This is a genomic window from Mycolicibacterium mageritense (assembly GCF_010727475.1).
GTDB lineage: Bacteria > Actinomycetota > Actinomycetes > Mycobacteriales > Mycobacteriaceae > Mycobacterium > Mycobacterium mageritense.
The window spans coordinates 6,677,288-6,688,552 of sequence record NZ_AP022567.1; the positions used below are offsets into that span (position 1 = coordinate 6,677,288).

General features: G+C 67.9%; 11 protein-coding genes. 5 read left to right on the forward strand and 6 right to left on the reverse strand.

Annotated elements, in window-relative coordinates:
* Positions 1-942: a TauD/TfdA dioxygenase family protein gene (locus G6N67_RS32195; RefSeq protein ID WP_036440139.1), complete on the reverse strand. Its 942-nt coding sequence runs from the start codon at positions 940-942 to the stop codon at positions 1-3.
* Positions 943-1,463: 521 nt separating this feature from the next.
* Here G6N67_RS32195 and G6N67_RS32200 point away from each other — a divergent pair.
* Positions 1,464-2,009 carry a hypothetical protein gene (locus tag G6N67_RS32200; protein WP_229478739.1) on the forward strand — a complete coding sequence of 182 codons (546 nt, stop codon included), beginning with the start codon at positions 1,464-1,466 and terminating at the stop codon, positions 2,007-2,009.
* Between the two features lie 6 nt (positions 2,010-2,015).
* On the opposite strand, the gene G6N67_RS32205 is transcribed toward G6N67_RS32200, so the two are convergent.
* Positions 2,016-2,546, reverse strand: a complete 531-nt coding sequence (locus G6N67_RS32205) for an LGFP repeat-containing protein (protein WP_230021417.1) — start codon at positions 2,544-2,546, stop codon at positions 2,016-2,018.
* A 427-nt stretch (positions 2,547-2,973) separates the two neighbouring features.
* Here G6N67_RS32205 and G6N67_RS32210 point away from each other — a divergent pair, with 427 nt between their 5' ends.
* The 4 genes from G6N67_RS32210 to G6N67_RS32225 all read left to right on the forward strand — a co-directional run bounded on the left by G6N67_RS32210 (position 2,974) and on the right by G6N67_RS32225 (position 6,972).
* Positions 2,974-4,365 carry a pyridoxal phosphate-dependent decarboxylase family protein gene (locus tag G6N67_RS32210; protein WP_036440133.1) on the forward strand — a complete coding sequence of 464 codons (1,392 nt, stop codon included), beginning with the start codon at positions 2,974-2,976 and terminating at the stop codon, positions 4,363-4,365.
* Between the two features lie 95 nt (positions 4,366-4,460).
* Positions 4,461-5,354 (forward strand): fructose bisphosphate aldolase, encoded by an 894-nt coding sequence (locus tag G6N67_RS32215; protein WP_036440130.1) that lies wholly within the window; start codon positions 4,461-4,463, stop codon positions 5,352-5,354.
* A gap of 10 nt (positions 5,355-5,364) precedes the next feature.
* Positions 5,365-6,279, forward strand: coding sequence for an alpha/beta fold hydrolase (locus G6N67_RS32220; RefSeq protein WP_036440127.1), 915 nt, complete (start codon positions 5,365-5,367; stop codon positions 6,277-6,279).
* 45 nt (positions 6,280-6,324) lie between these two features.
* On the forward strand, positions 6,325-6,972 hold the full coding sequence (locus G6N67_RS32225) for an MBL fold metallo-hydrolase (RefSeq protein ID WP_036440124.1): 648 nt from the start codon (positions 6,325-6,327) through the stop codon (positions 6,970-6,972).
* A gap of 15 nt (positions 6,973-6,987) precedes the next feature.
* Here the strand turns inward: G6N67_RS32225 and G6N67_RS32230 are convergent, their stop codons facing one another.
* The 4 genes from G6N67_RS32230 to G6N67_RS32245 all read right to left on the reverse strand — a co-directional run bounded on the left by G6N67_RS32230 (position 6,988) and on the right by G6N67_RS32245 (position 11,257).
* Positions 6,988-8,331 carry a pyridoxal phosphate-dependent decarboxylase family protein gene (locus G6N67_RS32230; RefSeq protein ID WP_036440794.1) on the reverse strand — a complete coding sequence of 448 codons (1,344 nt, stop codon included), beginning with the start codon at positions 8,329-8,331 and terminating at the stop codon, positions 6,988-6,990.
* A gap of 127 nt (positions 8,332-8,458) precedes the next feature.
* Positions 8,459-9,724, reverse strand: a complete 1,266-nt coding sequence (locus G6N67_RS32235) for a competence/damage-inducible protein A (RefSeq protein ID WP_036440121.1) — start codon at positions 9,722-9,724, stop codon at positions 8,459-8,461.
* Between the two features lie 33 nt (positions 9,725-9,757).
* On the reverse strand, positions 9,758-10,966 hold the full coding sequence (locus tag G6N67_RS32240; RefSeq protein WP_036440791.1) for an enhanced intracellular survival protein Eis: 1,209 nt from the start codon (positions 10,964-10,966) through the stop codon (positions 9,758-9,760).
* Positions 10,967-11,032: 66 nt separating this feature from the next.
* Positions 11,033-11,257: a hypothetical protein gene (locus tag G6N67_RS32245; protein ID WP_036440119.1), complete on the reverse strand. Its 225-nt coding sequence runs from the start codon at positions 11,255-11,257 to the stop codon at positions 11,033-11,035.
* Between the last annotated feature and the right edge of the window lie 8 nt (positions 11,258-11,265).

Consider the following 11,265-nt stretch of genomic DNA (forward strand, 5'->3'; position numbering starts at 1 on the left):
CTAGGCCGCCCCGAAGTAGTCGCCCGAAATCGATTCCGACGCAACGCCGTCCGGGCCGACCGGCACGTCTCCGACCAGCGTGATGCGGTGCAGCACGCGGTCCCCTTCAACGTGCTCGAAGTCCCGGGGCGCCAGGTGCAGGGCGGCCCGGTTGTCCCAGAACGCGACGCTGCCGGGCTCCCATTTGAACCGAACCGAGTACTCGGGCCGGGCGATCTCTTCGAACAACAGTTCCAGGACGTGCCGGCTTTCCCGCGGTGCCAGATTCACGATCTCGCGGGTGAAGGAGGGGTTGACGTACACCACCTTCTCACCGGTTTCCGGATGCACCCGTACCACCGGGTGAATCGACGCGAGCGGATTCGACCGGACCAGATCGCCGATCTTCTCGGCGCTGCGTTCCGCTGAGACTGTCGCACCGAACCGGTGCTCGGCCCGCAGCTCGTCGATGAACTCGCGAACGGTTTCGGACAACCCGGCGTATACCGCTGCCACATTGGTGAATTGGGTGTCACCGCCGTAGGCGGGCACCTGCTCGGCCCGCAGAATGGAATGCGAGGGTGGATTGATCAGGGGCGTGACGTCGGCATGCCAACCGGGACCGTTGGGGCTCAGACGCTTTCGATACTTGGTGCCGTAGCGATGGTCGTAAGCGGCCGGCGATACCGTGTGGATCTGCGGGAATCCCGCTGGGGCGGAGTCGCCCTCGTACGGATGCCCGGGTGTGACATCGCCGAACTGCGCGCCGAACGCGATCTGGGCTGCGTGGTCGAGCGACTGATCGCGGAAGAACAGCACTTTCCACTGGTGCAGGGCCGCGCGGATGCCGTCGATCTGCTCGACCGCCAGCGGGGCCGACAGGTCAGCCCCCTCGATGAGCGCACCGGTCCATCCGGACAGTGGCGTGATCTTCAGGCGGGTCTCGGTGTGCGTCGCGGTCATGTCCAGACTTCCCTCGAAAGTGGCTGCAGGTATCGGCCATTGGACGCTAACCAGGATCGAGGTGCGGGTTACCCGTTTGAATCGGCGTGACCGGAAGGGGCGGCGGCGCTGTCGGACCGACCAGCGACTCCCTCCCGGTCACAGTGATGTACGTCTTCGGACGTTGCCGGCGACCGACATCCGCCGGCGGCGAACCCGCCCGGGCCTGCACGGACTTCTGGGCCGCACTCCGGTACCGGGCGCCCGGCGCTGTTGCCGAACGCCACGGCGCGACGCGCCCAATCATCCACGGCAGCAACGTCTCCGACGAGGGGCCAGCTGTTTTGCTGGCGGGCCGCCAACGCGTACACACGCGTGTCGCGCAAGATCGGCCGCACCGCGTGGTGCAGAATGTGAGCCATATGAGCTCGCACAGGAGCGGTGTCGGATCCGCGACTCCGGTCGCCTTGCCACGGTCTTCGTCATCTCGACCGCGTACCGGTGGTCGGCATCGCAAACCGCCACAACGACGTTGGCGTCCGTTGGGCTTGGGGCTGCTGGCCGCCGGCGCGGTCGGCGCAATGGTGGCCACCGTCGTCGCGTTCTCGTCCTCACTTGCGGCAAAGCTCTCCGCCCGGCACTCGGCAGAAGCGGTGGGCGCCCGTAACCTGACCACCGCACCCACGCCCGCCGTGCGGCCGCAGCACCGCGCTCAGCCGGCGAGCGCGCCCGTGGCGGTGTCGCCGTACGCCGTCGACGAGGCAGGCTTCGTCGGCTCACCGGCCCGGTGCACCGACACGCAGACCATCAGGGCGATCGGCCGCACCCGACTGTCGCTCGTGGTGATCTGCCTGGACCGCAGTGGCCGCTTCGAGTACCACGGTGTCCGATTGAGCGACAGGGCCGCCCTGACCGCGGGGGCACAGACCGTGCAGGGGCGACAGTTTCTCGCGCGGAACGCCAACGTGAGTTATGCGGTGTCTCCGCGTGAGCTGCTGGTCACCGCGGGGAGCACCATCATCAAGCAGGAACCCATGGTCGAGTTCCGGGAGATGCTGTCGACCCCGGTGGTCGTCGCACCCCGCTGAGCGTCATCAGCGCGTCTCGATGCGGGTCTGCCCTTTCGTGTGCGCGATGATGCCGTGCTGGAACGTCGACTCCCAGCCGTCGGGAATGCTGCGCTCGTCGGTCGTCGGGTAGCCGAGCGGACCGTCGGGGCCACCGGACCGCTCCCAGCCCTCCCGGATGCGGCCCCACACCACGTGCGCTCCGGTGCGATGCGTCCAATAGATGGCTCCGCCCGTGAACGTGCTGTACCGGCCCGAGCCGCCACGAGCCGACAACTCGTCGGACGTGGGCAGCCCGAGCGCGCTGGAGACACCACCGAACGCGAGGTACTTCTGCAGGATTTCGCCTTGCACCACGAACGGTCCCCCGGGCGTCGGAATCGTGGTGCTGTGCATGCTCACCGCGTCATCGAGGTTGGGCACGGTTACGCCTGCGTCGGCGACGACAGGAGCGTCAACACTCTGCCCGGGATTTGCCGGGCGCGCGCAACCCGTTACGCCCGACACCGTCACAGCTAATACCGCGACCAGCGTGACCGCGCTTCCGGTGGCCTGCACGGTGGTGTCTCCCCTCCATCGACAACCCCGACCCGCCGCATCCGAACGTTCCGATTCCGACACTGTCGGGGCGATCAGACCCCGCGTACTGATCGCCCCGACTCCCCCAAAATACTTCGACACGCAACGCCGGACTGTCAAGAGCAAACAGAATAATATGAGGTAAAGCCACCAGCACTGGACAATCGGCAACACCCGCCCCGCACTGTTCACACGGCCGGGAAACCGGGGATCCGTCGGCCCCGCAGCTCTGCTGCCGGATCCAACGATGGCGCTCACGACCGCCGTCCGGTGCCGACCACCCGTCGCATCGACTGGAAAGACCGAATTTCGTGGCTAATACAGGACGTCGCCGCTGCCGGATGAATCTGGAATTGCTGGCAAGAAATGCAAAATCCACTGGGCAGCACCCGCGTAGGTTTTCGGCATGCCCGCCTCACGTGTTGACCGAGCCGCAGCGCTGCATACCGCGCTGAACCACGCCACGACCTTCCTCGGCAGTCTCGACGAACGACCGGTCGCAGCGCGGGTCGACGCCCCGTCGGTTCGCCAGCGTCTCGGCGAGTTCCTGCCCGAGCACGGCGACGACCCCGCCACGGTCATAGATGCGTTGGCAACTGGCGCCGAACCGGGCCTGGTCGCCAGCGCAGGCCCGCGGCACTTCGGTTTCGTCATCGGGGGTGCGCTGCCTGCCGCCCTGGCGGCGGACTGGTTGGTCTCGGCGTGGGATCAGTGCGCGGCCTTCCATTCGCTCTCGCCCGCGGCCGCCGCGATCGAGGACATCACGGCGGAGTGGATTCTCGACCTGTTGTCCTTGCCGTCCGATGCGTCCGTCGGCTTCGTCACCGGCGCGCAGGCGGCGAACACCACGGGTCTTGCTGCGGCTCGCCACGCGGTGCTGGCCCGCGCGGGCTGGGACGTCGGCCGCGACGGGCTCATCGGAGCTCCCCGCATCCGAGTGTTGTGCGGCGAACAGGCCCACGTCACGATCCACACCGCGTTGCGTCTGCTGGGGCTGGGTGAGTCCACGGCCGTGCGCGTCGCCGCGGACGCGCAGGGCCGCATGAAGCCGCAGGCTCTGGCCGCCGAATTGGCGAGCGACGACTGCCCGACGATCGTCTGCGCGCAAGCGGGCAATGTGGCCACCGGTGCGTTCGACGACCTCGACGCGATCGCCGACGTGTGCGCCGCGCACAGCGCGTGGCTGCACATCGACGGCGCGTTCGGCCTGTGGGCCGCCGCCGCTCCAGACCTCGCCTACCTCACCGCGGGCGCGGCGCGGGCCGACTCCTGGGCCGTCGACGCGCACAAGTGGCTCAATGTGCCCTACGACGGCGCGATGGCAATCGTCGCCGACCGGGACGCGCACCTGGCCGCGACCGGGCTGGCGGGACCGTACCTGGTGGCCGATCCCGGACAGCGCGACAACACCAACTACGTGCCGGAGAGTTCGCGGCGCGCGAGGGCCGTCCCGATCTATGCCGCGCTGCGCTCGCTGGGCCGCACCGGCGTCGCCGACCTGGTGCGACGCAACTGCGGCCAGGCCCGGCGCATGGCACAGCTGCTCGCGGCCATCCCGGGCGCCCGAGTGCTGAACGACGTCGTGCTCAACCAGGTGCTGGTACGACTGCCCGGCGACGACGACGCCAACCGGACGGCGATCGCCGCGGTGCAGGCCGACGGCACCTGCTGGCTCGGCGGAACCACCTGGAACGGGCAGCACGTGCTGCGGGTGTCCTTCTCAAACTGGGCCACCACCGACGACGACGTGGACCGCGCGGCCGCGGCCGTTGCGGCGGCCGTAAGCACGCCGTCATGAGGTGGCGGCCTGGCTCGTCGAGCCGCCGAATATCCTCGTAGCGGATTGGCTCACGGAGCACACGACACATGTCTTCAAAGGAGTGGACAAACCCCATGGTGAACCAGCAGCAGGCCGACAAGATGACCGCGGGCAAGGGCTTCATCGCCGCGCTCGACCAGAGCGGCGGCTCGACCCCCAAGGCGCTGCGGCTCTACGGGGTCGAGGAGAGCGCCTACTCCTCCGAAGACGAGATGTTCGACCTGATTCATCAGATGCGCTCGCGCATCATCACCTCGCCCGCGTTCGGCGGCGACCGCGTGCTGGCCGCGATCCTGTTCGAGCAGACCATGGACCGCTCCATCGAAGGCAAGCCGTCTGCCACCTTCCTGTGGGAGGACAAGGGCGTGGTGCCATTGCTCAAGATCGACAAGGGCCTGGCAGAGGAGGCCGACGGCGTTCAGCTGATGAAGCCCATGCCGACGCTCGACGAGCTCTTGGCCCGCGGAGTGAAGAACGGGATCTTCGGCACCAAGGAGCGTTCGGTGATCGGTGCCGCCAACCCCACCGGCATCGCTGCCGTGGTGGCGCAGCAGTTCGAGGTCGGCAAGCAGGTGCTGTCGCACGGGCTGATCCCGATCATCGAGCCCGAGGTCACGATCTCGATCACCGACAAGGCCGAAGCCGAGGATCTGTTGCGTGACGAGCTCACCAAGAATCTCGACGCGCTGCCCGATGGCCAGCAGGTCATGCTCAAGCTCACCCTGCCGACCGTGGCCAACCACTACCGGTCGCTGGTCGATCACCCCAAGGTGATGCGCGTGGTCGCGCTGTCCGGTGGCTACTCGCGCGACGAGGCCAATGCGCTGCTGGCGCAGAACAGCGGCGTGATCGCCAGCTTCAGCCGCGCGCTGACAGAAGGCCTTTCGGCCCAGCAGTCCGACGAGGAGTTCAACGCCACGCTGGACAAGTCGATCCAGTCGATCTTCGACGCCTCAGTCGCCGGCTGACCGACAGCGCATGGTTATCGCGATCGCCCGTCCCAAATTGGAGGGCAACATCGCCGTAGGCGATGACCGTCAGATCGGATTCGCCGAATTCGGCGATCCGCAGGGACGGGCAATCTTCTGGCTGCACGGCACCCCGGGTGCCCGCCGCCAGATCCCGACCGAGGCCCGGCTCTACGCCGAACAGAACCACATCCGGCTGATCGGCGTGGACCGGCCCGGTATCGGCTCATCGACACCGCACCAGTACGAGTCGGTGCTGGCCTTCGCCGATGACCTGCGCACGATTGCCGACACCCTCGGCATCGACAAGATGGCCGTGATCGGTTTGTCGGGTGGCGGCCCTTACACGTTGGCGTGCGCGGCGGGCATGTCCGACCGCGTGGTGGCGGTCGGCGTGCTCGGCGGTGTCGCGCCGATGGTCGGCCCCGACGGCATCAGCAGCCCGCTCATGCAACTCGGCGCGGCAGTGGCACCGGTGCTGCAGGTGGCGGGCGCGCCGATCAGGCTGGCGGCCTCGAGCCTGATCCGCCTCATCCGGCCGGTGGCATCACCTGCGTTGGAGATCTATGCGCGGCTCTCCCCCGAAGGGGACCGGCGGATGCTCAGCAGGCCCGAGTTCAAGGCCATGTTCCTCGACGACCTGCTCAACGGCAGCCGCAAGCAACTGGCCGCACCCTTCTACGACATCGTGGTGTTCGAGCGGGACTGGGGTTTCCGGCTCGACGAGGTCAAGGTGCCCGTCCGGTGGTGGCACGGCGACCACGACCACATCGTGCCGTTCGCGCACGGACAGCACGTGGTGTCGCGGCTGCCCGATGCGCAGCTCACCGAGCTGCCGTACGAGAGCCACCTCGGCGGGCTGGGCTGTGCGCAGGAGATCATGGGCACGATGATCGAGATCTGGGACAGCACCGAGAAATCCTGAACCGGTGCTTGACCTCAACCATTGTTGAGGGTCCAGGCTGCAATCATGACAGCCGAAATGACCCAGCTCCGCAGTGATCTCTGGCAAACCCGCACCGACACACCGTTTCCAGGGCTGACCACCCACGCCTACCTCTGGCAGGCCGACGGGCACAACAGCTTGTTCTACTGTCCGGCGAGCGACGCCGACTTCGACACCATCGCATCGCTCGGCGGGGTGCACGACCAATACCTGTCCCATCAGGACGAGGCGGGCCCGATGCTCGCCCGGATCGCCGAACGGTTCGGCAGCCGGTTACACGCCCCGGCCGCCGAGCAGGCCACCATCGGGGCACACGCCCGCATCGATGTACCGCTCGCGGACCGCCACCGTGACGTCAACGGCATCGAGGTGATCCCGACGCCGGGACACACGCCGGGCAGTACCAGCTACCTGGTCGACGGCGCCGACGGCAGGTACCTGTTCACGGGCGACACCATGTTCGTCGATCACGACGGGCATTGGTCGACATTCGTCATACCCGGTGTCGGCGACGCCGCGGCGATCACCGAAAGTCTGCACCTGTTGGCGACTTTCGATCCCGATCTGGTGATCTCCAGCGCGTTCGGCAAGTCCGCCGTCACCGAACTTGGCGACCGCCCGTGGCGGGACTGTGTCGCCGAGGCGCTCCGGACGGTTCCGGTTTCGCGGTGAGAGCGCCCGCTCGGCCTATTCTGTCCGGGCCAACACTTCGCGCACCAGCTCCAGGCTGGTATCGGGATGCAGGAATGCGAAGCGCCCCACGGTTTCCCCTTCCCACTTGGTGGGTGGGATGAACGCGATCTCCTCGTTGTGGAGAGCCTGCGCCCACGCGTCGTAGTCTTCGGGCTTCCAGCCCACCCGCCGGAACAGCACAACGCCGAGGTCGGGTTCCCGGATCAACTCGAGGTGTGGTTGCTTGTTGATCAGGGTCGCGGTCTGGCGGGCCAGCTCGGCCGCCACCTCGATGGCTTGCCGGTAGGCGTCGATACCGTTGACCGCCAAGGAAAACCAGAGCGGCAGCCCGCGCGCCCGGCGGGTCAGGTGATAGGCGTAATCCGTCGGATTCCATTCCCCGTCGGAGGTGTGGATGACGTCGAGGTACGAAGCGTCCTGGGTATGGGTGGCCCGCGCCAGCTGCGGCTCGCGATACAGCAGTGCGCAGCAGTCGAACGGCGTGAAAAGCCACTTGTGCGGATCGAGGATGAACGAGTCGGCCTGCTCGATGCCGTTGTACTTGGGGCGCAACGACGGCGCGAAGATGCCGGAACCGCCGTAGGCGCCGTCCACGTGAAACCACCAGCCGCGCTCGCGGGCCAGCGCGCCCACGCCCGCGAGGTCGTCGATGATGCCCGCATTGGTGGTGCCCGAAGTACACACCACCGCAGCGATGTTCGCGGTGTCCTCGGGAACTGCGGCGCGGACGGTGTCCGCGGTCAGGCGGTGGTCCGGGGTGTCGACCACCAGCGCGTCCATCTCGAGCAGGTTCAGCGTGTTCACGATCGAGGAGTGCGCGTCGGTTCCGACGACCACCCGAAGCCGGCCCGCGGCCCCGCGCTTCTTGGCGGTCTCCCGCGCGGTCGCCAGCGCCGAGAGGTTGCCCGCCGAACCACCGGACACGAAACACCCACCGGCGGACGGGGGTAGGCCCGCTTCGTCCGCGATCAACCTCAGCACGGTGTTCTCGGCGGCGATTGCTCCCGAAGCCTCAAGCCACGAGATGCCCTGGATGGAGGCGCACGACACCAGCATGTCGAACAGCAGGCTCGCCTTGGTGGGAGCGGCCGGGATGAAGCCGAGGAAGCGTGGGCTGTCCGCCGAGATCACGCTCGGCGCGATGACCGAGGTGTACACACCGAGCACCTCGTCGGGTGAGCGCGGCGTGTCTCGGATGAGGCCGTCCAGGCGCCCGTAGAGCTCGTCAACCGAGAGCACACCCTTGTCGAGGGGAACCGGGTTCATGCGTAATCGGTTCTCCGCGTAGGCCAGAACGCTGCGGACCATCTGCTCGGTGATGTCATCGACCTCGTGCATGGCCACGGTGCCTCCTCAAGAGCCTGCCGGCTGTGGGGACGACGGGGCCCACAGCGAACCCATGGAGGAGTCTGTCAGTCCGGGCGCGTCCGCGGTGCGCTTTCGACGGGTACGTCCCGCCGGGCCGTCACGCCTCCAGCGCGCGCCGCAGCATGTGCATCGCGACGGTGGTCGAACGCTCGCGGATGTCGTTGCGGTCCCCCGGCAACCGCATGGTCCGGGTGATCGGCTCGGCACCGGCCAGCAGCACCGAGAAGCACACTGTGCCTACCGGCTTGTCGGTGCTGCCACCGCCCGGACCGGCGATGCCCGTGATCGCCACAGCGGTGTCGGCGCCGAACCGGTGCACTGCTCCGGCGGCCATGGCCTCGGCGACCGGCTCGGACACCGCGCCATGCGTGGCGATCAGCGCGGCATCCACGTCGAGCAGCGCGGTCTTGGCGTCGTTGGCGTACGCGACGACGCCACCCGCGACGTAGTCGGACGAACCAGCGAGTTCGGTCAGTCGAGCGGCGAGCAGTCCCGCGGTGCACGATTCGGCGGTCGCGATGCGGCGCCCGGCGAGCAGGCCCTGCACTTGCATGTCGACGGTTGAGCCGTCGTCGGAAAACACCGCGTCGCCGTGCTTGTCGCGCAACAGTGCGAGCAGTTCGGCGTAGGTCGCCGCGGCGGACGGCTCGTAGCGGGTGACGATCTCCAGTTCACCGCGGCGCAGGCACGTGGTGATCTCCATGCTGTCGAAGCCCGCGATGCGTTGCTCGGCTTCCCGCAGGGTCTCGGCCAGACCCGATTCGGCGAGCCCGAACATCCGCACCATGTCCTGCCGGTACACCGTGCGCCCGGCGATGGCCTGCTGCGCGGCCTCCGTGGCGATGGCCCGGGCCCACATGGGCTGCAGTTCGCGCGGCGGCCCGGGCAGCACGATGACCGTCGGGCTGCCGGGAACCACGACTCCCGGCGCGGTGCCGACCGGTTCGAGTACGTGTGCGCCGACCGGAACCAGGGCCTGCTTGCGGTTGGCGGCCCGCACCGCGTCGAAGTCCACGTCGCCGAGCCTGTTGCTCATCAGTTTGCGGAGGATCGCGGCGATCCGTTCTTCCATCTCGACGTCGAGAACCAGTTCCCTGCCGCAGAATTCGGCCACGGTGGCCACCGTGAGGTCGTCGGCGGTGGGACCGAGGCCACCGCTGGTGACGATCAGGTCCACGCCTTCGGCGGCAAGGAAGCGCAACTGTGCGGCGATATCGGCCGGGCGATCACCACATATCGTGATGTGCGCCAGCTCCACGCCGAGCTCGAGGAGCCGGTCGGCGATCCACGGCCCGTTGCGATCCTGGACCCGCCCCGTGAGAACTTCGGTTCCGGTGACGACGATGCCTGCGCGTGCGCTCACCCGGTGAACATTACGCACCGGCACGTTGCCGGCTCAGAAGCCGTACCCCAACTGGGCCGGTACCTCGCTGGCGAAAGCCGCGCCGAGCCTGCGCACCGCAGCTGGATCGTTGCTGCGCAACCGGTTTGCCACCGCAAATCCGTCCGGGCGATACCCGCCGAGGTACAGGCTGCCGAGCACGTCGAGGCCGAGTTCGACATCGGCCGGGTTCTCGGTGGGCGTACACCGCGCCCGGCCGTCGCGGATCTCCAGCGCGAATCGCCCGCCGTCACTGCGGAACCCGTCGGACACCTCGAGCACGAGGTCGAGGTCGGCCTGGTAGCGACGGGCTTCGAGGGTGCACGGGATGTCCATGATGCGCAGCCACAGATCGTCGGCGCTCGACGTCACCCGGACCAGCCGCGGATTTGTCAGCAACTGCGGCAGGATCTCGTCGGGATAGGTCCAGACGTCGACCTTCTCCATGAGATCCATGCCGAGCAGCGCGCGCCACAGCGCCACGTCGGCGTCCGTCGTCGCGGCGACGAACTCCGCGACCCGCATGTTCATGGGATCGTCGCCGTGCACGCGGTACAGCACATAGCCGTCGGGATGCAGGAACGCGAACAGCTCGGAGCCCCCTCCGCGGGTGTTCTCCCGGTCGGCCAGCAGGTCGTCCCACAGTGCGGTCGGCCGCACCAGACCACCCGGGGTGCCGCGCCGCCAGCGCTCATAGATCTCGGCGAAGGTGTCGCGGTGCTCGGCGGGTTTGACAAGTCGCACCCCGCCCGGATCCGGTACGGACGCGTGGAACTCGGCAAATCGCCGGTCGATGGACACCAGCTGCTCGATGGTCGCCGGACCGTAGCCGAACCGGCCGTAGATTCCGCCTTCGCTCGCGGTCAGTGCGGCGATCGGGTACCCCCTGTCCGCGATGCGCTGATGCAACTCGGTGTACATCATCCGCAGGATGCCGCGCCTGCGGTGGGTCGGTGCCACCGCGACGAAACTGATTCCGGCAGTGGGCAACACAGCGCCACCGGGCACCGTCAGCGACAGCTCGAGGAAGAAGCACTGGCCGACCACGTCGGCGCCGTCGCGCACCACGACCGCCGCGTCGTCGGCGGGCACCATGGTGCGCCAGGCCGCGATGGAATCGGGGTGCCCGATCTCGCCGAATGCGGTGCCGCCGAGCAGCGTCATCGCTGTCCAGTCGGCTTCGGTGGCAGTGTCCAGGGTCAGTTCAGTTGCAGGGGCGATCACAGAATTCGACAGTGCCACATGTCGAGGTGGCGGCGCGATCGATTTTCCGGCGTCGGTCGCCTCGCGTCAGCGCTTGAACCAGTTGTGCACGGTTGCCAGGTCACGCGTGTAGGTGGTCATGATGTCGTCCTGGTACAGCGTCGCACCGCTGATCGCTTCGGAACCCTGCCAGACCACCCGGATGCGGCTGGTGCCGCGCTGGAAGACGTCGACGCGGTCGAGATCCCGGTGCTGCCAGCTGCCGACCTCGGCCAACTGGCCCAGTTCGTGACGTTTGTCGGTTGTGGTCATCCGCCGAT

Excerpts from the sequence above, each read along its gene's own strand:
- G6N67_RS32195 (WP_036440139.1), bottom strand. The coding sequence starts at position 942 with ATGACCGCGACGCACACCGAGACCCGCCTGAAGATCACGCCACTGTCC.
- G6N67_RS32210 (WP_036440133.1), top strand. The coding sequence starts at position 2,974 with ATGCCCGCCTCACGTGTTGACCGAGCCGCAGCGCTGCATACCGCGCTG.
- G6N67_RS32215 (WP_036440130.1), top strand. The coding sequence starts at position 4,461 with ATGGTGAACCAGCAGCAGGCCGACAAGATGACCGCGGGCAAGGGCTTC.
- G6N67_RS32220 (WP_036440127.1), top strand. The coding sequence starts at position 5,365 with ATGGTTATCGCGATCGCCCGTCCCAAATTGGAGGGCAACATCGCCGTA.
- G6N67_RS32225 (WP_036440124.1), top strand. The coding sequence starts at position 6,325 with ATGACAGCCGAAATGACCCAGCTCCGCAGTGATCTCTGGCAAACCCGC.
- G6N67_RS32230 (WP_036440794.1), bottom strand. The coding sequence starts at position 8,331 with ATGCACGAGGTCGATGACATCACCGAGCAGATGGTCCGCAGCGTTCTG.
- G6N67_RS32245 (WP_036440119.1), bottom strand. The coding sequence starts at position 11,257 with ATGACCACAACCGACAAACGTCACGAACTGGGCCAGTTGGCCGAGGTC.